Origin of the sequence: Flammeovirga sp. SJP92, assembly GCF_001583495.1 — a bacterium.
In the GTDB taxonomy this organism is placed as follows: Bacteria; Bacteroidota; Bacteroidia; order Cytophagales; family Flammeovirgaceae; genus Flammeovirga.
The window spans coordinates 521,809-545,850 of record NZ_LQAQ01000093.1; the positions used below are offsets into that span (position 1 = coordinate 521,809).

General features: G+C 35.5%; 20 protein-coding genes and 1 riboswitch. Of the genes, 15 read left to right on the forward strand and 5 right to left on the reverse strand.

The window, feature by feature from the left end:
* Nucleotides 1-2: 2 nt before the first annotated feature.
* Entirely contained in the window at nt 3-3,149 is a 3,147-nt protein-coding gene (locus AVL50_RS22845; protein WP_062618783.1) for a PAS domain S-box protein, read from the reverse strand.
* A 179-nt stretch (nt 3,150-3,328) separates the two neighbouring features.
* Here AVL50_RS22845 and AVL50_RS22850 point away from each other — a divergent pair, with 179 nt between their 5' ends.
* Nucleotides 3,329-5,134, forward strand: a complete 1,806-nt coding sequence (locus tag AVL50_RS22850; protein WP_062618785.1) for an SLC13 family permease — start codon at nt 3,329-3,331, stop codon at nt 5,132-5,134.
* Between the two features lie 86 nt (nt 5,135-5,220).
* On the forward strand, nt 5,221-5,988 hold the full coding sequence (locus AVL50_RS22855; protein ID WP_062618786.1) for a sulfite exporter TauE/SafE family protein: 768 nt from the start codon (nt 5,221-5,223) through the stop codon (nt 5,986-5,988).
* Between the two features lie 85 nt (nt 5,989-6,073).
* Here the strand turns inward: AVL50_RS22855 and AVL50_RS22860 are convergent, their stop codons facing one another.
* Together AVL50_RS22860 and AVL50_RS22865 are read right to left on the reverse strand one after the other, a co-directional pair.
* Entirely contained in the window at nt 6,074-7,357 is a 1,284-nt protein-coding gene (locus AVL50_RS22860) for an anthranilate synthase component I family protein (RefSeq protein WP_063850883.1), read from the reverse strand.
* A 105-nt stretch (nt 7,358-7,462) separates the two neighbouring features.
* Complete coding sequence (locus tag AVL50_RS22865) at nt 7,463-8,077, reverse strand: tRNA-(ms[2]io[6]A)-hydroxylase (protein ID WP_240970838.1); 615 nt, start codon at nt 8,075-8,077, stop codon at nt 7,463-7,465.
* 281 nt (nt 8,078-8,358) lie between these two features.
* A riboswitch (TPP riboswitch) is annotated at nt 8,359-8,453 on the forward strand.
* A 104-nt stretch (nt 8,454-8,557) separates the two neighbouring features.
* Between AVL50_RS22865 and thiS the strand changes: the two genes are divergently transcribed.
* From thiS to AVL50_RS22930, 13 genes are all read left to right on the forward strand, one after another.
* On the forward strand, nt 8,558-8,764 hold the full coding sequence (gene thiS / locus AVL50_RS22870) for a sulfur carrier protein ThiS (protein ID WP_062618788.1): 207 nt from the start codon (nt 8,558-8,560) through the stop codon (nt 8,762-8,764).
* Nucleotides 8,765-8,944: 180 nt separating this feature from the next.
* On the forward strand, nt 8,945-10,789 hold the full coding sequence (thiC, locus tag AVL50_RS22875; RefSeq protein WP_062618790.1) for a phosphomethylpyrimidine synthase ThiC: 1,845 nt from the start codon (nt 8,945-8,947) through the stop codon (nt 10,787-10,789).
* A 78-nt stretch (nt 10,790-10,867) separates the two neighbouring features.
* Nucleotides 10,868-11,590 (forward strand): thiamine phosphate synthase, encoded by a 723-nt coding sequence (locus AVL50_RS32800; RefSeq protein WP_172826904.1) that lies wholly within the window; start codon nt 10,868-10,870, stop codon nt 11,588-11,590.
* Nucleotides 11,563-12,324: a hydroxymethylpyrimidine/phosphomethylpyrimidine kinase gene (locus AVL50_RS22885; protein WP_063850844.1), complete on the forward strand. Its 762-nt coding sequence runs from the start codon at nt 11,563-11,565 to the stop codon at nt 12,322-12,324. The genes AVL50_RS32800 and AVL50_RS22885 overlap by 28 nt, the downstream gene beginning before the upstream one ends.
* Nucleotides 12,321-12,965: a thiamine phosphate synthase gene (locus tag AVL50_RS22890; RefSeq protein WP_062618795.1), complete on the forward strand. Its 645-nt coding sequence runs from the start codon at nt 12,321-12,323 to the stop codon at nt 12,963-12,965. The genes AVL50_RS22885 and AVL50_RS22890 overlap by 4 nt, the downstream gene beginning before the upstream one ends.
* 25 nt (nt 12,966-12,990) lie before the next feature.
* Nucleotides 12,991-13,764, forward strand: coding sequence for a thiazole synthase (locus tag AVL50_RS22895; RefSeq protein WP_044204544.1), 774 nt, complete (start codon nt 12,991-12,993; stop codon nt 13,762-13,764).
* A gap of 98 nt (nt 13,765-13,862) precedes the next feature.
* Nucleotides 13,863-14,969 (forward strand): 2-iminoacetate synthase ThiH, encoded by a 1,107-nt coding sequence (thiH, locus tag AVL50_RS22900; protein ID WP_062618797.1) that lies wholly within the window; start codon nt 13,863-13,865, stop codon nt 14,967-14,969.
* 66 nt (nt 14,970-15,035) lie between these two features.
* Nucleotides 15,036-16,112, forward strand: a complete 1,077-nt coding sequence (gene moeB / locus AVL50_RS22905; protein WP_063850846.1) for a HesA/MoeB/ThiF family protein — start codon at nt 15,036-15,038, stop codon at nt 16,110-16,112.
* A gap of 191 nt (nt 16,113-16,303) precedes the next feature.
* On the forward strand, nt 16,304-17,182 hold the full coding sequence (locus tag AVL50_RS22910; RefSeq protein WP_371259052.1) for a glycosyltransferase family 2 protein: 879 nt from the start codon (nt 16,304-16,306) through the stop codon (nt 17,180-17,182).
* A gap of 58 nt (nt 17,183-17,240) precedes the next feature.
* A complete protein-coding gene (locus AVL50_RS22915) occupies nt 17,241-17,975 on the forward strand; it encodes a polyprenol monophosphomannose synthase (RefSeq protein WP_062618802.1) in 735 nt (244 codons plus the stop codon).
* 173 nt (nt 17,976-18,148) lie between these two features.
* Entirely contained in the window at nt 18,149-19,291 is a 1,143-nt protein-coding gene (locus AVL50_RS22920; RefSeq protein ID WP_062618804.1) for a glycosyltransferase family 4 protein, read from the forward strand.
* On the forward strand, nt 19,272-20,294 hold the full coding sequence (locus tag AVL50_RS22925; RefSeq protein WP_062618806.1) for a hypothetical protein: 1,023 nt from the start codon (nt 19,272-19,274) through the stop codon (nt 20,292-20,294). The genes AVL50_RS22920 and AVL50_RS22925 overlap by 20 nt, the downstream gene beginning before the upstream one ends.
* A gap of 327 nt (nt 20,295-20,621) precedes the next feature.
* Nucleotides 20,622-21,443, forward strand: a complete 822-nt coding sequence (locus tag AVL50_RS22930) for a DUF5672 family protein (protein WP_062618808.1) — start codon at nt 20,622-20,624, stop codon at nt 21,441-21,443.
* Between the two features lie 13 nt (nt 21,444-21,456).
* On the opposite strand, the gene AVL50_RS22935 is transcribed toward AVL50_RS22930, so the two are convergent.
* Together AVL50_RS22935 and AVL50_RS32805 are read right to left on the reverse strand one after the other, a co-directional pair.
* On the reverse strand, nt 21,457-22,164 hold the full coding sequence (locus AVL50_RS22935; protein ID WP_062618810.1) for an FkbM family methyltransferase: 708 nt from the start codon (nt 22,162-22,164) through the stop codon (nt 21,457-21,459).
* A 20-nt stretch (nt 22,165-22,184) separates the two neighbouring features.
* Entirely contained in the window at nt 22,185-24,041 is a 1,857-nt protein-coding gene (locus tag AVL50_RS32805) for a glycosyltransferase (RefSeq protein WP_062618812.1), read from the reverse strand.
* Between the last annotated feature and the right edge of the window lies 1 nt (nt 24,042).

Sequence of the window (24,042 nt, forward strand, 5' to 3'; positions counted from 1 at the left end):
TACTAAGCAAACATGATTAGTATCCTATGCGTATCCTCTTGGAATAAAGGCACTGACAGCAACAGTTTCTCCTCTCCTTTTAATCGTAAAGATTCTTCCAGCAAAGAAGCATTACCAACTGATTGCGTGATTTTTTCTTTCTGAGATTCTGATAAGAAATCAGGAACATTCAAAATCTTAGATGCCGATATATTTAAACTTTGATAAGCTTCGTTATCCGCTTCTATATTTCCTTTTTCATCCAACAATAATGAAGGTAATGAGAGCTTGTTGATCCATTCATTAGTAGACAAATCCACATCTTTATCTTGGAAAATCTGTTCTAAAACTGCAAAACCACTTTCTTTATTATTGTCTTTATGTTGCATTCTGAAGAGTGTATTCTTCGTTTTCTGACGTTCAATTTGTCTTGTAAGCCCTTGTTCACGTTCCACTCTCTCTGTTACATCAAAAATGATAAAGGTAAACTTCACTGGAACATCTTCATTAAACACCGCTCTTACGCTAGTTTCTCCCCACAAAGCTCCTTTTCTTGTTGTAAAGAACTCTAATGTTCTTGTTTTTACATTTTTCTCAGCATCATCCATCAATAATGTTGAGATAACAGACTGATAAGAAGTAGTGACCATATCTGCCAATGGTTCACCAATTCTCGTATCAATTGGCTTTCCAGTCCACTCTTCTACCTTTTTGTTACCAGAAATAATTCTACCATTCAAGTCCACTTCTAAAATCATGGCCATACCTTCCAAAATTGCAGTTCTTGAAGCCACTTCATTTTGTAAAAGTGTAAGTGTTTCAGATTCTGTCTTCAATTCCTTCTTGATAAAGCTTTCCTCTGTTTTATCCACCATGAAAAGGGTAATTTTCTGAACATCTCCAGAAAGGTTTCTCAATGGGAATAAATTAAGCTCTAAGGTTTTAACATGACCTTCTCTCGACATAAAATTGAAAGTGGCCACGGCATCTGTCCCTGCCTTTATGTCTCTTAATATTCTTTTGAAAGAACGAATTTCTTTAGCGTCTTCAAAAAGCTCAACCAAAGCTATATTTCTATACTCCTTTCTTCTGTACCCTAACAGCTCTGTAAATGTAGTGTTGGCTGATTTTATTTTACCATCCAAGTCAAGATCAAGTACAGGGAAGTGCATTCCAAAAGCATTCAGTCTCTCATTATTTGTAAGATCTTTTGCTTTTTGCTCAGTGGTAAATTCAGCAAATTGTATAATCTTATAAGGCTTTCCATCGAGTCCGAAAATTGGATTATAAGTACCGTTCATCCATATTTCTTGTCCTCTTTTATTGATTCTGCAATACTCTCCAGAAATATAAGATCCATTATTTAAACTGTCCCATAGTAATTTATAACGCATCGAGTTCACCTCTTCAGAAGGCACTAATACTCTTTCATATTTTCCTGTAAGGTTTTCCAATTTGTAGCCCATTACAGAAAGGTACATATCGTTAGCCGTTAAGATTCTTCCTTCAAGATCAAATTCAATAATTGCCATTGTTTTACCAATCGCATCTAGAATATTCTTGTTTAAGTTAGACTCCTTTGAAAGCTCTTTCAGTTTCACATTTAGCTCATCCTGAAAGCCCTGCATTTCTTTGGTTTTAGAAATCAAAGATTCCTCTTTGTTCTTCAAATTCTCATTCACTTCCATTGATTCCTTCAGTAATCGACGTGTATTTTCGTTCATCATATACACCGCAATTGCAGAAGCAAAACGTTCACAGGCAGCACTAGCATATTCTTTTTCATGAGGAGCCAGATTTCTGTAAGATGCAATTTCAACAGCACCATACACCTCATCTGACCCATGTACTACAGGAATAATCATAATACTGGTAGGCGCTGCTTCTCCCAATCCTGAAGAAATAGCCGTATAATGGTCGGGCACATCTTCCACATAGATATATTGCTTTTCAAGCATTACCTGTCCTACGAGCCCTTCATTTGCTGATATTTTTTTCTGAGGAAAACGCTTCTTTCCATAAGCATAACTTGCAACCTGATTGACCACCTGATCACTATCTTTGTCTAATCTCAAGAATACACCGCCTTGCAATGCTCCCAAATGTCGAGTAACAAACCTTACGAAGGCAAAACTCATATCAGTGATGGAATCAAAGTGTTCTCCATTCAGCGTTTCAGTTGTTTTAGCAAGTCCTTCCGTAATCCATTTACTTACAAATTCCTCGTTGGCCAATTGCATTAAAGTATTACGGGCTTTATCATAAGATTCTTCCAACCTTGGGTTAAGACCATCAGTATTTGCTTCAAAATCCTTTTCTCCCAAGTGTTCAATCATCTTTGTAATTCTTTCAAAATCATCTTCCAAATGATTTACCTTATCTTCAATTACTTTGATGTCAGATACATTATCTCCTCCTTTTTCTGAAGTAAAATACTCAAGGTTCTTTCTTAGTAAATTCATTGGCACTAACAGCTGATTTCTAAAATAAGCACCTTGGGAAATAAGAAGCACCACACCAAAAACAACCAAAAAACCATTGAAAATAAGGTTAGTTGACTTTGTTCTTCTAATATTCTCTTCCAACTGAAAACGTGTTTCTCTATTATGAAGTAATAAAGATGAATTTCTTCTTTCTAAAAAATCCAATGCCTTACCTACCACATCGCTTCCCTCTCCTTCTTCAATAATCTGTGATTTTGTAGCAGAATAGCCCAAAGTTCTTCTACCGTACTGCAATTCTTCCATAGAGGAATTTGACTTGATACTTGCGTCCCACATCACGTCTATTTGAGCGTAGTAGTCTTCAAATCTTTTTCTGTATAATTCTAAGGCATGCGACAAATCATCATCGTCTAATGAAGTGAGTACCAAAAAAGACTGTTGCTCAGAGGAGAACATTTTTGCCCCACTTTCCATTGCATTAATCTGGGAAAGTACTTTGTCCGCCTCCTGTTTTAGACTCAGTAATGTTTTCCTGTCATCAGTCCTGTAATATTCTCTTGCATGAAAAGGGAAGTTCGCAATCTTATATTCCTGATTTAAAAGAATTTCTGATACTTCTCTTTTCTCAGCTTGTGAAGACCTTAAGAAAGAAACAAAACTCATCAGCAGTAATAAACTTACTACGACAATAGTTGCTGTACCTCTGAATTCTGGGCTTACTTTCATATTTTATTTTTCTAAAAAATAGGATTTTTTCCTATATGAATTTAATATATCAAATCAAGTGACTACATTACTTCTTGAAAAAGCATTTTTTTTTAATCTTTATCAAAATTTCGTTGATAATCATCACTTTTTTATAATCTCAAAAAGTCTATATTGGTTATAATCTATAACCCAAATCTATGCCTAAGTTTCTTATTCCCATCTTACATATCAGTCACTATTTACCACACGATGTAGAAAAATGGATTGTACTCATCACTGTTTGTTTAGTAGTGATAGGACTCTTGAGAGAGCGTGCCAAACCTTCTGTTATTTTCTTTATCGGTGTTGTGATTCTTTTGGTCACCGGAACAATTACTTCAAAAGACATTTTGCACTCTATGAGTAACCCTTCAATAGCTACAATCATTGTGCTAGTTATTGTGACTACTCATCTTTATCATACCTTTAATTTAGAAGCTATTTTGGATAGGATGATTGGTAAATCCAAAAATCCTAAATTCTTTTTACTGAAGGTCATTTCATTTGCCGCATTTCTGTCTTCCTTCACCAACAACACTCCCGTTGTGGCTGGTTTGACTCCTTATGTCTACAATTGGTGTAAAAAAATGGGAGCTCACCCTTCTAAATTATTGATCCCGCTTTCTTTCAGTACAATTCTGGGCGGTATGATTACGATTATTGGTACGTCAACCAATTTAGTCCTCAATGGTTTTATAGAAACGAATAACCTCCCCCTTTTAGCCTATACCGACTTCCTTTATTTAGGGATTTTGGTGACTTTTTTAGGAATTCTCTATTTAGTGACCATCGGCTACAATTTATTACCTGAAAATAAAGAAGTTTTTGATGATGCAAAAGCCATTGCTCCTGAATATCTAATGGCCTTGGAAGTACACAATACTTCTAAAATCATAAATAAAACGGTCAATGAATCAGAGCTCAAAAAGTTTTCAGGGGCTTACCTGATTGAGGTACACCGCAGTGGTGAAGTCATCACTCCTATTCCAGATGATTTTACGTTCCAATACAAAGATCAGCTCATGTTTATGGGACAAACTGACAATATTATGAACATTGTCAATTCGGACCTTGGACTAGATGTTCCCAACCATGAAGATGACTCCGAAATTGTGGAAGCCGTTATTCCTGCCAACTCCTTTTTGGATGGAAAATACATCAATAAAATCAACTTTAAAGAAAAGTATGATGTGGAGTTAGTGGCCATACATAGAAACGGTCATAAGGTAACGGGTGAATTAGAAAACATCAGTCTACAAGCTGGCGATATGCTTTTATTATCCGCCGGCGACACTTTCTTTTCTAACATGAAATCTTATAAGGAATTCTATGTGTTATCCACTATTGAGAGTCAGAGACCGGTGGTTAAGGAAGTCCACAAAGGAATTTATTTAGGAGTGTTGATGGGATTAGTATTTTTGATAGGATCAGGAATTATTTCTATCCTTACAGGAGCTATTATAGCCTTTGCAGGGTTACTGCTTATCAAAGCCACCACTTTTAATACCGTCAATAAAGAACTTGATCTAGACCTCATCGTTCTTTTGATGTCAGCACTGACATTGGGTGATGCATTTATTGCATCAGGAGCCTCTGAAATAGTCAGTAAAATGTTTATTACTATCTTCTTACCTTTCGGTGTGATAGGTGTACTAATAGGATTATTTTTAGTCACTGTGTTATTGACCTCTTTTGTAACGAATGTTGCTGCAATTTCCATTGTATTTCCAATCGCCTATTCGGTGAGTGAAATGCTCAACCTTCCTAGCACACCGTTTTTCGTAGCCATTGCATTTGCGGCTTCTGCCGCATTTTTAACCCCTGTTAGTTATCAGACCAATTGGATTGTTTACGGCCCTGGAGGATATAAAACAAAAGATTTTATGAAGGTTGGACTTCCTCTAATGGGTATTTACTGCTCAACATGTATTGTATTCATTATCCTGTATTATCATTTATATTAGGTATCTTTGAGCCAAAGAACTTTTGTGCGATTTAGAACATGTTTGAAACATGCTCATCAAGGTGAATAACCTAATACTTTCTGATAATGGACGAACAAATTTACAAATATATCTTCTGGTTTTTAGTGTGTAGTTTTTCATCAGTGATTACCTCTATTTCAGGTGGAGGTGGAATGCTTTCATTACCTGCATTAATTTACCTTGGATTACCGGATGCCGTTATTCTCGGAACGAATAAAGTGATTCTCACAACAGCTTCAATCACTGCCACTTTTCAGTATCATAGAAAAGGTTTTTTGAAGATTAACCAACAACTATTAATTGCCTGTGGTATTTCATTAGTAATGGCCGTTTGTGGAGCAGAATTAAGCAAACTGATGAACGCGAAGTACATGCTTTACTTTCTCTTGATTATTATTCTTTTTCTGTTTGTACTTGAATGGTATAAACGAAAACATCCTAAATCTGAGACAGATTTTGACGACAATGTACCTTCAAAAATAGTATATCCTACAGCCTTTTTTATTGGACTTTACAGTGGTTTTTTCGGTCCGGGCACAAGTGTTATTTGCTTTTTTATCCTTTCGTTTTTCAGTAATATTCCTGTGATGGTCAACGTTGCTTTTTCTAAAAGTCTGGCCATGATTTCATCTATGTCTGCTTTATCCTTTTTTATGATAGAGGGCTTAGTGTATTGGGATTATGGATTAGTGGGTGTAGTAGGTGCTTTTGCAGGAAGTTGGATTGGAGCTGAATTAGTAGTAAAAGTAAATCCAAAAGTTGTGAAGGCTTTTTTTAATGTGATTTTGATATTATTCTTATTAAAGACACTTTACGATTTGAGTCAATATTAAGCACGACTTCCCTCTTAAAAAAGTAAAAACCCTTCACTGTTTTCACAGTCAAGGGTTATATATCTTCAAAATGCATTACAACATTTTATTTCAATTCCATCTCAGCATTTAATGCATCAAGCATTCCTTTCGCTTTCAATAAACATTCTTCATATTCTAATTCTGCATTGGAGTCGATCGTAATCGCACTACCAATTTGGAAGGATAAGTATTTATTTCTGGCGTTATAAAAGGCACTTCTGATCACTACATTAAAATCAAAATCTCCTTCTGGAGTGATATAACCTATAGAACCAGAGTATAAACCTCGTTTCGTACGCTCATACGTTTCAATCAATGCCATTGCCATCACTTTTGGTGCTCCGGTCATACTTCCCATTGGAAATGCGTTTTTCAATACTTTCGCAAAAGGAATACCTTCCTTGATTTCTCCTTCAATTGTTGAAATCATCTGGAAGACGGATTTGAAACCATAGATTCCAAAAATCTCTGGTACTTTGATTGTCCCTGCCTTACAAGTTCTAGCTAAGTCATTTCTCACCAAGTCCACAATCATCATATTTTCTGCCACTTCTTTTTCATCGTTACGAAGCTGTACTTTCAATTGATGATCTTCTTCCTCTGTTTTTCCTCTTCGGATTGTTCCCTTAATAGGCTGAGAAATTACTTTATTGTCTTCTTTTTTCATGTAGCGCTCCGGAGAAGAACAAGCGACAAACTTGTTTTTCACTTTATGGAATGCTGAAAAAGGAGCAGGTGATAATGCTGAAATTCTTAAGTACAAATCAAACGGATCAATCTCCGCTTCTCTTGCCAAGAATTCCATACAGATATTGACCTCATAAACATCTCCTTCTACGATATGTTCCTGTATTCTTTCTACAGTATCGATATAGATTTTATGAGAGATCTTTGGACTCACTTCTCCACCCCAGCCATCAATTGAAGGTTGAGGCACTTCTTGTTGAGAAACTTGATAAAAAATAGCTTCGGCATCACCGTCTGAAACAATTTGCACCTCATTTCCCTCAAAAATGAATAGAGTTTTAGGGATGTAGAAAAAGGCATTTGGCATGTCAATACCATCTTGATGGTCAGAACATAGCAATTCCACCTCATTTTTAAGGTCATATCCCCAATGACCAAACAGCCAACTTTTGTGTTGATTATGAAACTTTTGGACACTTTCAAAAGAGTTTCCATCTTCAATATCACAAACTTTTTTAGCCCCAACAGCCAGTAAGTGCTTAAAACCACCATTAGGGTAATCTATTCCGTGATCATACAGGTAAGTGCAGTAAGTTTCATCCTTACCCCAATTCCATGCCTGCAGACGAAATGACTCCACATCTTCGACTTGAAAACGCATTCTTTTTTCTTCTATTTCTTCCAAAAACATCACAACACAAAATTAATCATTTATAATTGATCTTTACACAGTTTAATCAATTAAGAATCTGTTAACTGAAAATTGCTAATGCATTCGATCTCCTCGGACATCCATTGTTTTGAGTAGGTCTGCTTCAAATTTTAAGAATTCTTGCCAACGAGCATCCACTTCTTCTCTTGGTTTGTACTTTCTCGCCAGCTCAATAAAAGTGACATAGTGCCCTGCCTCAGAAATCATCAATTCATAGTAGAAGCTTTTTAAATCTTCATCATCCAATCCTTTCCAAAGTAATTTGAATCGCTCACAAGATCTAGCCTCAATCAAAGCACTCACAAGAAGTTTGTCTACTAATTGATCCATTCTTGAACCTCCTTTTCGAGCAAACTTCACAATCGCATTAACATATTCATCTTTACGCATACGTCCCAAAGACAAGCCTCTTTTTCGGAGTTGCTTTACGACTCTTTCAAAATGTTCCCATTCTTCTGCTACAATCGGCATCAAAGTATCCACCACATCATCCAATTCAGGATAGTTGACAATGATAGACATACTTGCCGTTGCTGCTTTCTGTTCACAGTATGCATGATCAACTAAAATTTCCTCAATATTGTTTTTCTCCACCATGTTTACCCACTTCGGATCAGTCGGTAATTTGAGGTGAAGCATGTGTCCTTGCCCTTTGAATTCTTCTTCCATCGGATCGATAAAATGTTAAGTGTGAGTTTTAATGTGCGAACTTACTTCTTTTTTAGGGTTTTATTGAGTTGTAGAATTAGATTTTTGATGATCATAAGAACTTATAAAGAATAGAATATTGAATTTATAACATGAACTTCGCTCACAGCGAAAAAACCATTCTTACCTACTTATCCTATTTATACCTCAAAACGTGACTTTCACCCACATTACCCCTTAAAAATCATTTATAACTAATTTTAAACTAGTCTTTTAATTTTTATTTATTAATTTTGCCACACTTTACACTTTAGGGGTGTTCGTTAAATCGAACTGAGAAATACCCTTTGAACCTGATGCGGTTAGTACCGACGAAGGGAAAAGTCATTTCTACTCTTGCACGCATTCCGTGCATTCCCTCCTAAGGTTTATTGATTGTATTGATTTTGAGTTGATCATATTACTCATGGTAACTCCTACATTTCAAATTTTAATTAAGAAATGAATATCACTGTAAACAATAAGTCTGTTTCACTTCCAAGTGCTTACTCTATAGCACAATTATTAGAACACATGAATATTTCGGTGGCACGTGGTACAGTTGCGGTCGCCATTAATGATGAAATTATTTCAAAAGATCTTTGGGAAAAACATGCGATCACTGAAAATGATCATGTCACGATAGTCGCTCCTGCACAAGGAGGATAATTTGATTGAAGAATAAAACTGAAGAATTAAGAACATTGGTGATCTTTCACTTCTATTCTTTACTGATTTCTCAAAACAAAATTGATTTTTTGGGATTGGTAGATCAGATGTTTTTATGAATTAAGCAGAGGAAACGCCCGATTTTCTTAATTCTTCACTCGAATAAACACTTACGAAAAAATGAAAAAGCAAGACAAAATCCCTAGTCAGGAAGTCATCAGCCGTGAGCCATTCACTGGATCGAAAAAGATCTATGTTGACGGTAAGATTCACAACATCAAAGTAGCGATGCGTGAAATCGAGCAGGCGGATACGAACCACAAATTCCTGAACAAAGTAGAGAAAAACCCTCCAATCACAGTTTATGATACATCTGGACCTTTCACTGATCCTGAAATTGAGATCGATGTAAGAAAAGGTTTGAACAAATTGCGTAAGGATTGGATTCTTGACAGAGGTGATGTAGAAGAGCTTCCTAAGTTATCATCTGAGTATGGTATCGAACGTTTAGAAAATTCTGAATTAGATCACTTGCGTTTCGAGCACATCAAAAAGCCTTTGAAAGCAAAAAAAGGTCAAAACGTTTCTCAGATGCATTATGCTCGTAAGGGTATCATCACTCCAGAAATGGAATACATTGCTATTCGTGAGAACCAAAGAATTGAAGAGCAAGAAGGTAAATTTGGTACACAACACCCAGGTAACAGCTTCGGTGCAAACACTCCAGTAGGTAAAATTACTCCTGAGTTTGTTCGTGATGAAGTAGCAGCGGGTCGTGCTGTAATTCCTAACAACATCAACCACCCTGAATCTGAGCCAATGATTATTGGTCGTAACTTCTTGGTGAAAATCAACGCTAACATTGGTAACTCTGCGGTTACATCTTCGATCGAGGAAGAAGTAGAAAAAACAGTTTGGGCTTGCCGTTGGGGTGCTGATACAATCATGGACCTTTCTACAGGTAAAAACATCCACGAAACACGTGAGTGGGTAATCCGTAACTCTCCAGTGCCAATCGGTACAGTGCCAATTTACCAAGCATTAGAAAAAGTAAATGGTAAAGCAGAGGACTTAACATGGGAGATTTTCCGTGATACGTTGATCGAACAAGCAGAGCAAGGTGTGGATTACTTCACAATCCACGCAGGTGTATTATTACGTTACGTTCCAATGACAGCAAAACGTGTGACTGGTATCGTATCTCGTGGTGGTTCAATCATGGCGAAATGGTGTTTAGCACATCACAAAGAAAACTTCTTGTACACTCACTTCGAAGAGATTTGTGAGATTATGAAAGCTTATGACGTAGCCTTCTCATTAGGTGATGGTCTTCGTCCAGGTTCAATTGCTGATGCAAACGATGAGCCTCAACTTTCAGAATTGAAAACATTAGGTGAGTTGACTAAGATTGCTTGGAAGCATGACGTACAGACGATCATTGAAGGTCCTGGTCACGTTCCAATGCACATGATCAAAGAAAACATGGATGCTCAGTTGCAAGACTGCTACGAAGCTCCTTTCTATACATTAGGTCCATTGACTACGGATATCGCTCCTGGTTATGACCACATTACTTCTGCAATTGGTGCCGCTCAAATCGGTTGGTACGGTACAGCAATGCTTTGCTACGTAACTCCAAAAGAGCACTTAGGTTTACCAAACAAAGCAGACGTAAAAGAAGGTGTTATCACTTATAAAATTGCAGCACACGCGGCTGACTTGGCAAAAGGTCACCCAGGTGCTCAATACCGTGATAACGCTATGTCAAAAGCTCGTTTTGAATTCCGTTGGGAAGATCAATTCAACTTGTCTCTTGATCCAGACACTGCTCGTGAATATCATGACGAAACACTTCCTGCTGAAGGTGCAAAAGTTGCTCACTTCTGCTCGATGTGTGGACCAAACTTCTGTTCGATGAAGATTACTCAAGATGTTCGTGATTTTGCTGCAAAACAAGAGCAAGAAGAAGGCTTGAAGCAAAAGTCTGAAGAGTTTAAAGAATTAGGAGGAGAAATCTATCACTAGAATTTAGGTTTCCATCGTAGGGGTAGACCTATGTGTCTACCCGATAGAGACGTACGTGTCTACCCGAAAATGAGAAGTATGGAGGAAGAAAGAGAAATATTTAAGAAGGAAGATAAAAAAGGAATTGGTTTAAATCCTAGTGAGGAAAACCTCTTACCTCTTACCTCATACCTCTTACCTCCCACAATAGGTTTAACTAAAGAAAGCTTTTACAACTCTGAAGTGGATCAGATTATTTGTTGGCTGAACAATGGCATTGACATTATTCACCTTCGAAAACCTAATGCCACTGAAGAGGAAATCAAAAACTTACTCGAAGTTATCCCTACTCATTTTCACTCTAGAATAACTTTACACCAACATTATACTCTTTCTGAAAAGTATAATGTTGGTGGAATTCACTTTAAAGAATCTCAGCGAAAAGAGTTGAATGAAGCAACGTTAAAAGTTTGGAAAAAGAAAGGATTACGATTGAGTTCTTCTGTACATCAGATGGACGAGATTCCAGAAATCCCTACACTTTTCAATTACTTGTTTCTGAGCCCTGTATTTGATAGCACTTCAAAAATTGGGTACAATTCCAACAAAGAGATTCTGAAAAGGATGAAAAAGGAACGTTTTCCACATCATCAAATCATTGCATTAGGAGGTATCACTCCTAAAACTCTTTCAGAGTTAGATGGGTCTTCATTTACAGGAGCAGCAATTTTGGGATATTTATGGAATGCTTCTTCAGAAGAAATCAAAAATAAAGCCTTCGAATTACAATCGTCATGGAAAACACTCGACCTAATGCCTTAATACTTGCAGGGTTTGATCCCTCAGCCGGAGCTGGAGTATTGTCAGATGTCAAAACTTTTGAAGCACATGATGTTCATGGTTTCGGAATTTGTACAGCACTGACATATCAGACCGGAGATGAATTTATAGGAATGAACTGGGTAAGTGCTGATGTGATTACTGCACAGCTTTTACCAATCATAGAACGTTATCCTATTCATGTATTAAAGATTGGCATCATAGAGAATTTCAAATTGATGAGGCATTGGATTGATCTGATCAAAGGATTTTACCCAATGTGTAAAGTCGTACTTGATCCTGTATTAAGTGCGAGTGCTGGCTTTGATTTCCATGATGAAACAACCATTCGTCAGCTGGATAAAGTTTTAAAGAAAGTGGACTTGATCACTCCCAACTGGAAAGAGATGCAACAGCTTTCTGACAACGATCCGCTTGAAGAAGCCATCAAAATCAGTCAGTCTACGCATGTGCTTTTAAAAGGCGGACATCATCCTACAGAAAAAGGAACGGACTCTCTGATTTATAAAGGTAATATCACAAAAATTGAAGGTAGACCGATAGAGGTTTTCGAAAAACATGGTTCAGGTTGCGTATTGGCATCGTCCATCAGCAGTTACCTTGCCCATGGAAAATCAATTGAAGAAGCCTGCCGTTTAGGTAAAATTTATATCGAAGATTACTTAGCAAGTGACCCAAGTAAATTTGGACAACATCATTTCATAACAATATCATGATACACAAACTGCATTACATTTCGACAGAAAAAAAAGACAAAAACCACCTTCAGCATATCCAAGAAGCGTGTGAGTCGGGTTGTCGATGGATACAACTAAGAGCCAAAGATATCAGCACTGAAGATTACATTGCTTTAGCCAAAAAAGCTAAAATCATCACTGATCTTCACAATGCTATTCTCCTTATCAACGACCGTCCAGACGTAGCCAAAGCAGTGAATGCTGATGGTGTGCATGTGGGTAAAGAGGATATTTCTCCTGCAGAAGCTAGAGAAATTTTGGGAGAAGGAAAAGTTGTCGGAGGCACAGCCAATACCATCGAAGACATTCAACGTCTGTATGACTATGGTGTAGATTATATTGGATTAGGGCCGTTTCGTTTTACACAAACAAAAAAGAAACTGAGCCCGATTTTAGGTTTGGAAGGCTATCAATCACTTTTAGACCAATGTAAAGAAAGAGGTATTGATACGCCAATTATTGCAATTGGTGGTATTGAAGTGACAGATGTGGAAAATATATTAAAAACAGGTGTTCACGGTATCGCTGTATCAGGAGTTATCGCCAATGCAATCAACCCTGCCGGTGTAGTAACTGTTATGAATGATATTTTGAATAGAACTTCAACTCCTGTTTTATAACTGAATTTTATAAAAAATTATCCTCATGGATCAATTAAAAATAGCTGATAAAACTTTCAACTCTCGCCTTTTCACAGGTACAGGAAAGTTTATGTCAAATGATCTGATGGAGAAATCTTTAATCGCTTCAGGATCAGAGTTAGTCACTGTTGCTCTAAAAAGAGTAGACGTTGACAATCCTGATGATGATGTATTAAAGCACCTTCAACACGATCAATTCAACTTATTACCGAACACTTCTGGCGCTAGAACAGCTAAAGAAGCTGTTTTTGCTGCACAACTGGCAAGAGAAGCGCTAGGAACCAACTGGGTAAAATTAGAGATTCACCCTGATCCTAAGTATTTAATGCCTGACCCGATTGAAACGCTTCAAGCGGCAGAAGAATTGAAGAAATTAGGTTTTGTGGTATTACCTTACATTCACGCTGATCCAGTTTTATGTAAAAGATTGGAAGAAGTAGGATGTGACGCAGTAATGCCTTTAGGTGCTCCAATTGGAAGTAATAAAGGACTGAAAACATTGGATTTCTTAGAGATCATCATTGAACAAAGTAACGTTCCTGTTGTTGTTGATGCAGGTATCGGTGCCCCTTCTCATGCAGCACATGCTATGGAATTAGGAGCTGATGCAGTTTTAGTCAACACTGCCATTGCTGTTGCCGGAGATCCCGTAGCTATGGGTAAAGCATTCGGTCAAGCAGTAGAAGCAGGTAGAGCGGCACACTTAGCACAAGTTGCTCAACCAAGAGTAACTGCAGAAGCAAGTTCGCCATTAACAGGATTTTTGAACCAACTTTAATGTTGAGGTAAGAGGTAAGAAGTAAGAGGTAAGAGGTGGAGATCAGATTTCTCTTTCCTTTTCCCTGTTTCTCTTCCCTGTTCCCTCTTCCCTGACTTATGTATCAAGATTTATTTTATCAACATAATTGGGATGAAGTAAAGGCGAGTATCTACGCCAAAACCGCTCATGATGTGGAGCGTGCTTTGGGAAAAGAGAAAAGAAATTTAGAAGATTTCAAAGCCTTAATTTCTCCTGCGGCTGCTCCTTATTTAGAGCAGATGGCACAATTAAGTCATCAGTTGACAAAGAAGAGATTTGGCAACACGATTCAGATGTACACGCCAATGTACCTTTCGAATGAGTGCCAAAACATTTGTACGTATTGTGGTTTTTCTTTAGACAATAAAGTAAGAAGAAGAACACTTTCTGACGAAGAAATCATTCGCGAAGCAGAAGCTATCCGTACAATGGGTTTTGAGCACATTCTTTTGGTAACTGGTGAAGCCAATAGAACGGTTGGTGTAAAGTACATTAAGAATGCCATCAAACTGATGAAACCTTATTTCTCTCATATTTCAATGGAGGTGCAACCAATGGACCAAGATGAATATGAAGAACTGATTGAGGCAGGTTTGAATACTGTTTTGGTATACCAAGAGACTTACCATAAGGACGATTATAAAAAGCATCACCCGAAAGGAAAGAAATCGAACTTTGATTACAGAGTTGATACGCCGGACCGTTTGGGTAAAGCTGGTATTCATAAAATTGGTGTAGGTGTATTGATTGGTTTAGAAGACTGGAGAACAGACTCATTCTTTACAGCATTGCATTTAGACTATCTTGAGCGTACCTATTGGCAAACCAAATATTCTATCTCATTCCCAAGATTAAGACCTTTCTCGGGAGGTTTAGAACCTAAAGTGGAAATGAATGATAGAGAATTGGTACAGTTGATTTGTGCTTACCGCCTATTTGATGAAGAAGTAGAACTTTCTTTATCAACAAGAGAACACCCTATCTTCAGAGACAATATCATCAAGCTAGGAATTACTTCCGCTTCGGCAGGATCGAAGACAAACCCTGGTGGATATGTAGTAGAACCTGAATCATTGGAACAATTTGAAATCTCAGATGAAAGATCTGCGGAGGAATTTGCAGAGATGGTGAAAAGCCAAGGTTACGAAGTAGTTTGGAAAGACTGGGACCTAGCACTTCAGTAGTAACGTAGCCTGCTACGTTTAGCATTTGGGCAAATCCACAGAAAATGAAGATTTAAGAACTTAATTATGTTGACGAAAGAAGAATACAAACGATACGACAGACATATCAGATTAAAGGAGATTGGAGCAGAAGGACAGGAAAAACTGAAAAATGCTTCTGTTTTGGTGATTGGTGCAGGTGGATTGGGATGTCCTGTATTACAATATCTTGCGGCAGCAGGAATTGGACATTTGATTATTGTTGATCATGATGTCGTTTCCGTTTCTAATCTTCAACGTCAAGTACTTTTCACTACTTCTGACATTGGCAAACCCAAAGCAGAAGTGATCAAAGACCGCCTCATTGCAATGAACCCTGATTGCAATGTGGAGGTAATTTTAGAGCAATTTTCAAAAGAAAATGCTTTATCCATCATCAAAAAAGCAGATGTGGTAGTAGATGGAACAGATAATTTTTCATCAAGATACCTCATCAACGATGCTTGTGTGATAGAAGACAAACCTTTGGTTTCCGCCTCTATTCAGAGTTTTGATGGACAGCTTTCTGTATTCAACTACAAAGGTGGCCCTACCTACCGCTGTATTTTTCCTAATCCACCATCACAAGAAGAGGCTCCAAATTGTAATGAAATTGGAGTAGTCGGTTCAATGGTAGGCATTATGGGAACTATGCAAGCCACAGAAGTGATTAAGTTGGTCACAGGAGCTGGAAATGTATTAAGTGGTCAACTTTTGTTGGTAAGTGGTTTAGATATGCAATTTCAAACGTTGAAATTCAAGAAAAATCCAAAAGTTGCCAACATATCAACACTGGGTGATTATAATTTTGATTTTTGTGCTATTCCTGATGATGAAATTGAGATCAGTTATGAACAAGTGGAGCAGATACTCACCGACAATGTTGATAACTCAGTGTTAATTGATGTTCGTGAAGAATACGAAAGAGAGATTGATGACATCGGCGGGATCAATATTCCTTTAGCTGAACTGGAAGAAAGGATAGATGAAATTCCAGCAGTAGACCATATCATTTTCTATTGTCAATCTGGTAAAAGAAGTAGAAAAGCGATTGAAGTGTATCAATCTACACTGAATACTACTGCCCAACTTTTTAGTTTAAAAGGTGGAATGGAACTGCTTTAAGGATAAAACTGAATAGGGTTCTATTAAGGTATTTATGGTTAATCCATCTAAAAAACATGAAATACAATGCACTTTCATGTTTTTTTTATGTCCTAACTTAAAAAATAATTAAGATTTAATGATAAAATAATATTAGCTCATTACTTAATCTCAAAAACTGATATCTTTGCATTCTAATTTTAGAAAATGTAATGAGTAATATGAAGGTTACAGGTTTCAGCTTTATACGCAACGCAATCAAATACGACTATCCTATTGTAGAAGCAATTAAATCTATCTTGCCAATTTGTGATGAGTTTGTAGTAGCAGTTGGTAATTCAGAAGATGCTACTTTGGATTTAATTAAAGCTATTGATCCTACCAAAATCAAAATAATTGAAACGGTTTGGGATGACAATTTAAGGGAAGGAGGAAGAGTATTAGCTGTTGAAACCAACAAAGCTTTCAAAGAAATTTCTAAAGATACCGACTGGTGTTTTTACATTCAGGGAGATGAGGCACTTCAAGAAGACTTCTACCCTGTGGTAAGAGAGGCCATGGAGAAACATAAAGACAATCCAAAAGTAGACGGTCTTCTATTCCATTATAAACACTTTTATGGTTCTTACGACTATATTGGTTCTTCTACAAACTGGTATAGAAATGAAATTCGTGTTATAAAAAATAACCCTGAAATTTACTCTTACAGAGATGCTCAAGGCTTCAGAAAAGGAAATAACGAAAAGCTCAATGTTATTCCAATTGATGCATGGATCTATCATTATGGTTGGGTAAGACCTCCAAAGACTATGTTGCAGAAAAATTCTAATTTCAAGTCATTTTACGATGGGGAAAAGAAACAAGTAGCATCAAATGAAGAATTCGATTATTCAGAAATTGATATGCTTAGTCTTTTTGAAGGAAAACATCCAAAAGTCATGCAAGATAGAATCAATAGACAAAACTGGAAGTTTGAAAGAGACATTTCAATCAAAAAAACATCATTTAAAGAAGCTGTAAAGCAGTTCGTTATGAAGTTAACAGGAGGTTATATTATTGGTGAATATCGAAATTACAAGATCATCAAATAAATAATACTTAGTGTTTAAATTATTCTATAACTAACAACAAAACTTCTATCTTTGCACCGTGAAAGAGAATCTAGTAATAACGCCAACCTATAATGAGATTGAAAACGTAGAATTAATCATACGTGCTGTAATGAATCTCAATACTCATTTTGACATGTTAATTGTTGATGATGGGTCACCTGATGGTACTGGAGCAAAAGTAAAAGAACTTATGCTTGAGTTTCCTGACCGTTTATTTTTAGAAGAAAGAACTGGAAAAAATGGATTAGGTACTGCATACATTCACGGATTTAAATGGGCATTGGCTCATGATTATCAGTTTGTGTATGAAATGGATGCTGATTTCTCTCACAATCCTAATGATCTAGAAAACCTTTATAAGGCGTGTAAGGAAGAAGGGTATGATATGTCTATTGGTTCTAGATATAAATCTGGTGTGAACGTAGTCAACTGGCCAATGGGAAGAGTTCTAATGTCCTATTTTGCTAGTAAATATGTTCGATTTATCACTGGATTGCCTATCAACGATACTACAGCTGGCTTCAAATGCTACACAAATAAAGTGCTGACAACAATTTTGAATAAAGATAAAATTCATTTTGTTGGATATGCTTTCCAAATTGAAATGAAATTCAAAACTTGGAAATATGGCTACAAAATAAAAGAGGTGCCCATTGTTTTCACTGACAGAACAAGAGGCGATTCTAAAATGAGTGGCAGTATCTTTAAGGAAGCATTCTTTGGTGTCATCACCTTAAAAATAAGGAGCTACTTTAGAAAGTTCGAGAAGTAAACGCTTATAAACACCTTCTTTGTGATTTTATCAATAAGATATCATTACATTTTCTAGGTTCATAAATAATAAATTTTCAAATCAATACTGTTAATGAGTCATTTAACAGGTTTTTTCTGTGTATAATAGAAAGTCATTGATTCTTGCATTTACCTTATTGTAATAAATTTCAGATGAAAAAAATAGCATTTATATCTCAAGATGATCCTAATGATAAAAGGGCTTGGTCCGGTACCGCTCACACTATCTTTATGACATTAAAGAAAGATTTTGATGTCTATTGGCACGGTAAAATAGAGTTAAGCAAATCTGAAAAAGCAAGCCTCTTTTTCAATAAATATGTCAATAAAATTGGGAAAGGAAGGTTAGCTAATGAACGAAATCTAGAAATCTCCAAGGTCTATTCTTCCAAAATGGATGAATTTATAGCATCACAGGACTTCGATTATATTTTTGTATGTGCTGTTCCTTTCATGGGAGCATTTATCAAAAATACCACAATCCCTATGATCTATCTTAATGATGCTACTTTTGAAAATATGATTGATTTCTATGCGCCTTTTATGGGGTTAAGTAAAAAGGGAATCAAAGAAGGACACGAAATTGAAAGAGCCTTATTAAAGAGAGCTTCAAAAGTAGTTTATAGTTCACAATGGGCAGTAGACAGTGCCGTCAATTATTACAATGCAGATAAAAATAAAGTTTCTTTTATTGACTTTGGGGCAAATCTTCCATTAGAAGATTATACTGAAAATATCCCTTCAGAATATGTCAATAACAAATGCCGTTTGTTATTTAGTGGAGTAGACTGGAAAAGAAAGGGAGGAGAAACTGCATTGGCAATCACAAGAGAATTGACGAAAAGAGGAATAAATACCGAATTGGTGATTATTGGATGCAATCCATCTATTAGAGATAAAAATGTCACTATTATTCCTTTTCTAAATAAGAACATTAAAAAAGACCTGGAGTTATTCACGAATTATTTTAAAAATTCCACATTTTTTGTGCTTCCAACCGTTGCAGATTGTACACCAATTGTATTTTCTGAATCTGGGGCATACTCTTTGCCTGTAATCACTACTAAAGTCGGAGGAACGGAGAGTGTGATCTTGGAAGGTAAAAACGGTTATACCTTTGATCTTAATGCTACGCCATCTGAATATGCTGATACTATTGAAAAATTATGGAATGATAAAGAAAAATTGATCAGCTTGAGAAAATCTTCTTTAAATGAATATCATTCAAGACTTAATTGGGGTATATGGCGTAAAAAATTTAACGAACTATTAAACTATGAAAGTAGCAATCATTGAAATCGGAGGATCTCACTCTGAATGTATTTACTCACAGGTACTTTTCTTACAAAATTTAGATGCTAAAATCACTTTAATTCTTGATCCAAAAGTTGAGAAATTAATCGACTATGATCATTTATATGAACATAAGGAAGTTATTGATACGGATAAGTATCATGACATCTTAATGGCATTTAAAATCAGGTCATATATTCTAAAAGAAAAGTTTGATACCGTAATCTTCAATACTGCGCAAGGCAACTTTGTAAAATACTTGTGTCTGCTACCTTTCCCTTCTAACGTCAATTTTACTGGGACTTTACATAATTTACAAAAGTGTAATGGAAGTATTGGCTACAAGATTATTGCTAAAAAGTGTAAGAAACTGTTTGCATTGAGTGATTATCTAATTGAAGAACTTTCTACGGATAAAAATAAATTCACAGCCTATTATCCTAAATTTTTTCCAAAGTTTGAAACCAACCCCTCTATAAAAAAAAGTGATGCAAACGAGATATGGATTACAATTCCTGGCGGGATTTTCTTTGAAAGAAAACCATATCTGAGGTTCATCAATGCATTAAAAAATGTTCCTTCAAATGTAAAATTTATCTTTTTAGGAAAAGGTAATGAAGAACATTACAAGAAACTTTTAGAGGAGGTAAAGCGACTGGACCTTCAAAAGAATATAGAATTGAAAAACTCATTTATGTCCAATGAGGATTTTCACACTTACATTCAACTCAGTGATTTTATACTTCCATTAGTGGATACTTCATTCAGTAATGATATGTATAAAACAAGAATCACTGGTGCCTTTAACCTTGCTTATGCTTATGAAAAAGTAATGATTATGGATCATTCTTTCAATAAGTATCAAGAGTTTAAAGACAATACTATTTTTTATTCAATGGATAAAATTAATGAGATCATTGAGAATTTATCCTTAGATCATTCATATATTCCACAAAAAAGATTAAGTTTGGGGACACAGTCTCAACGCTATAATCAATATTTATAATATCACAACATGTTCATAGTAAGTACTATCTGAATAAATTGATAAGTACTAAGTCAAAAATAAATCATAGTTCATTCTAATTTATTTTTTGTGAGTACAACACTAAAAAACGTGCTAATAGTGGTTCTATTAAAAGTTTTTTGAAGGAATTAATCCCAAAACAATAAATAGAATTAGTATTAGATAATTTTGAATTTGTACTTAGTAATATTAACTACATATAAAGCTCACTTTACATCAATTGGTAATCAATAATTACCAACTGTTCATTTTTTTAACTAAGCACTCTTTTGTGCATTAGTATTTTGCTAAACAGACACCTTATTTATGAAAGAATGCATAATTGTCATTCCAATTTATAAAGAAGTTTTAGACAATAACGAGTTGATTTCTTTTCAGCAATGTCTAAAAGTTCTGAAGAATTGGGACATTTCCATTATAACTTACAAAGAGTTAGACACTTCATTTTACACTCCTTTTTTAGAGGAAAGTAAAGTCCAATATCAGTTTACATACTTTGACCAATCATTTTTTCAAAATGTACACGGATACAACCAACTGATGGTTGACAAGCAATTTTATAAGACCTATAACACGTCCTATAAATACTTAATGATTTACCAATTAGATTGCTTTATTTTTGAAGATCAGGTACAAAAGTGGTGTGCCCGAAATTATTCATATATCGGGGCTCCATGGCCTCATGGACCAGACAATGAACCAGTTAGGTATAAGCATGTAGGAAATGGAGGATTATCCTTACGCAAAATAGAGGACCATATTCGAGTGATTGACCTTTCATCTTCCCTTCCAAAATGCTTTTTGAGTTTCAACTTTGCTAAAAGGCTTAAAAACTGGTATGCTTATATCCGTCTTAAGAACAAAAACTCCAGGCTTTTTAAAAATAATTATAAAAATGAGGACATGTTTTTTGGTAAAAACTCTACTTATGCTTACTCATTTTTTACAGCTCCTGATCCCAAAGAAGCACTCTTATTCAGTATTGAATCTAGACCAAGAGATTGCGTAGCGATCAATAATATTCTTCCTATGGGGACTCACGCGTGGCCAAAATTTGATATTCATTTTTGGGCTGAGCATATAGAACCGTTAGGCTATAATGTAAAAAAGCCTTCTAAAAAACTTTAGAAGGCTAGTATTTTTATTTTCTCAACTGATAGTATGGCCAGAAGATATATTTTTTTGATCTTCTCAAGTTAATCCTAAAGTTCATCCAAGTGAGTGCAAACTTTTCTGATGAGGTCAGTTCTAACTCACCCTCTTTATAAAAAACGGTGTCTGAATGATCTTTATACCATACTTTATAATTGTTTTCGTTGATCCACTGAGTAATCTCATTGATATAAGGATTAGTGTAAAACTTTCCATGAGTCTCAATAGAAATGACTTTTGGTCTACTTTTCAAGTTTTGAATAACATACCATTCAGCCCCTTCAATATCAATACTTAATAAGTCGATATCTAAAGTATCAATTTTATCAAAAGTAACGCATGGAACAGTAATCGTTTCATTTTCTGTTACTTTAAAATTATCATTGATTAATGCTGGACTCTTTGGAAGGTCTGAAATAAATGTGGATGCTTCTGCTTTTGATAATTCTAACGTTCCGTTCTTATCAGAGACGGCAACAGGATGGATTGTAATATTATCTTTATTCTCGAAAAAGGTGTCAATCCTTTTTAGTGAATCATCTGAAGGTTCTACAAGGATAGTTCTCACACCCTGATTCACAAAGTCTAAAATATTAGAAGTTTCTGGGTAATATACCCCTACTTCACAAACACAATCTAGCGATAAGCCCTTTTCCTTTATTTTACGATAAATTTGTTTATTGTCACTATAGTCCATAATTAGTTTATATTGAAGCCTTAACTGTTTAAGGTTTCAATATATAACTTATTATATTCTTCTGCATTCTTCTCCCATGAAAAATTAGAAGCATACTCATATACTTCTTGTTCCTTTTTCGTTCTATCGGAATTAAAATCTTTAAGCCCTTCTTTCACCACATCAGCCATATACTCAGGCTTAAAGTTTTCCCAATAATAGGCATACTCTCCACCTACCTCAGGCAAACTGGTTTTGTTGGAAGAGAAAGTTGGTTTTTTCGCCAGCATAGATTCTATGATCGGTAAACCAAACCCTTCCAAAAGTGACGGGAATAAAAACCCCTCACAATTTTTAAATAAATAAGACTTTTCTTGATCAGAAATTGGTCCCAAGAGTTTCACTCTGTCCTGTAGTTTTTTCTCTTCTATCAAATCTCTGATCTGATGCACATATGAATACTTTTCCCATTGACCTGCAAGGTAAAGTTTATATTTAGGATCCATAAATTCCATCATTGCTACAAGCACATGGAAATTCTTCTTGGGCATTACTGTTCCAATGGAAAAAAAGAAAGGCGAATCATCTATTTTCGGTTGAACTGACTCTTCCAGAATAGGAGACTTCACACCATTATAAATTACTTTTACTGGTGTAGAAGGTGGAATAGTTAGGTTATCTCTCACTACTTTTTCAGTAAATTTTGAGATAACGGTAATCACATCCGCTCTATTAACAGCTTTTTGAATTTTACTTAACTCACGATCAGCTTTAATTTTGTTTTTCTCTTTTAAGAAATTTAGATCATGAATAGTATAGATATTTTTCCTAGCTTTTACAGCTTTATAAGCGGTAATTTGATGGGTTAAATGAAAAAGGTCTATGTCTTTATCAACAGGAATCATCCCATTTTTGGTCAACGCATTATGATACCTAAAAGACACTTCTTCCTTATCATTTATATAATTTTTTCTATTTTCAGAAGGTAATAAAAACTCCCAATCTAAGTTTCCCTTATCTTCAATTTTAGTCAAAGCATTTGAAAAATTAATACTTACTTGGCCTAAACCACAATTAGGGTATTTTAGTCTTTCAAGATCAATTAATACTTTGTAATTATCAGAAGTAGCCTTTTTTAATGTTCGCTTATAATTCAACTCATAAAGTTTGAAATATTTGAACAATACATCAATACCGACATATGAACTAACTAATAAACCTCTCCAGCCATATTTAAAACCTCCTTTAAAAAGAAAACTCCTGATGAAAGCAAAAAAGCCCTTTAATATAATCATCAAAGGATGTATATCTTTTGAACCTACATTTTGCTCTGCGTAAAGGGAAGTATAAAATTGCATTTTTGTAATCATTTCCGCCACAGAAGTGTAGGATTCATGCAATAATTTACCTTTTAACTTAACTTTTTTGAGGTGTCCACAAACAATAGTTTCATGGACTTTTGTATCCGTAAACCTTGTTTCTCTTTTGTTAAATAGTCTAACAATAATTTCATTTCCCCAATCGGTTCCAGCAATTACCTTCCCTAAATACTCGTTGACACGATGCATAGTTGCCACCTTTTTTGTATCAGAGAGGTCAAAGTGAATGATTTCTTCTAGTAAAGTTGGGTCAGGAACCTCGTCAGAGTCTATTGAAAAAATCCAATCATTATTAGCATAAGAAACTGCCAGGTTTTTTAAAGGGCCAAACCCAATGAATTCAGAATGATAGACTTTAACGTTTTCATATTTAGCGGCTATCTCTAAAGAGCGATCTGTTGAACCATTATCTAAAATGATCACTTCTTTAAATAGCTTCAATGATTCTAAAGTAGCTTCAAGACACGCTTCTGCATTCTTTAGAATCATTACAGCTGAAATATGATCAATACTTCTCATA

Coding starts and splice junctions, on each gene's coding strand:
- AVL50_RS22845 (WP_062618783.1), bottom strand. CDS start 3,149: ATGAAAGTAAGCCCAGAATTCAGAGGTACAGCAACTATTGTCGTAGTA.
- AVL50_RS22850 (WP_062618785.1), top strand. CDS start 3,329: ATGCCTAAGTTTCTTATTCCCATCTTACATATCAGTCACTATTTACCA.
- AVL50_RS22855 (WP_062618786.1), top strand. CDS start 5,221: ATGGACGAACAAATTTACAAATATATCTTCTGGTTTTTAGTGTGTAGT.
- AVL50_RS22860 (WP_063850883.1), bottom strand. CDS start 7,357: ATGCGTTTTCAAGTCGAAGATGTGGAGTCATTTCGTCTGCAGGCATGG.
- AVL50_RS22865 (WP_240970838.1), bottom strand. CDS start 8,077: ATGGAAGAAGAATTCAAAGGGCAAGGACACATGCTTCACCTCAAATTA.
- thiS (WP_062618788.1), top strand. CDS start 8,558: ATGAATATCACTGTAAACAATAAGTCTGTTTCACTTCCAAGTGCTTAC.
- thiC (WP_062618790.1), top strand. CDS start 8,945: ATGAAAAAGCAAGACAAAATCCCTAGTCAGGAAGTCATCAGCCGTGAG.
- AVL50_RS32800 (WP_172826904.1), top strand. CDS start 10,868: ATGGAGGAAGAAAGAGAAATATTTAAGAAGGAAGATAAAAAAGGAATT.
- AVL50_RS22885 (WP_063850844.1), top strand. CDS start 11,563: ATGGAAAACACTCGACCTAATGCCTTAATACTTGCAGGGTTTGATCCC.
- AVL50_RS22890 (WP_062618795.1), top strand. CDS start 12,321: ATGATACACAAACTGCATTACATTTCGACAGAAAAAAAAGACAAAAAC.
- AVL50_RS22895 (WP_044204544.1), top strand. CDS start 12,991: ATGGATCAATTAAAAATAGCTGATAAAACTTTCAACTCTCGCCTTTTC.
- thiH (WP_062618797.1), top strand. CDS start 13,863: ATGTATCAAGATTTATTTTATCAACATAATTGGGATGAAGTAAAGGCG.
- moeB (WP_063850846.1), top strand. CDS start 15,036: ATGTTGACGAAAGAAGAATACAAACGATACGACAGACATATCAGATTA.
- AVL50_RS22910 (WP_371259052.1), top strand. CDS start 16,304: ATGAGTAATATGAAGGTTACAGGTTTCAGCTTTATACGCAACGCAATC.
- AVL50_RS22920 (WP_062618804.1), top strand. CDS start 18,149: ATGAAAAAAATAGCATTTATATCTCAAGATGATCCTAATGATAAAAGG.
- AVL50_RS22925 (WP_062618806.1), top strand. CDS start 19,272: ATGAAAGTAGCAATCATTGAAATCGGAGGATCTCACTCTGAATGTATT.
- AVL50_RS22930 (WP_062618808.1), top strand. CDS start 20,622: ATGAAAGAATGCATAATTGTCATTCCAATTTATAAAGAAGTTTTAGAC.
- AVL50_RS22935 (WP_062618810.1), bottom strand. CDS start 22,164: ATGGACTATAGTGACAATAAACAAATTTATCGTAAAATAAAGGAAAAG.
- AVL50_RS32805 (WP_062618812.1), bottom strand. CDS start 24,041: ATGAGAAGTATTGATCATATTTCAGCTGTAATGATTCTAAAGAATGCA.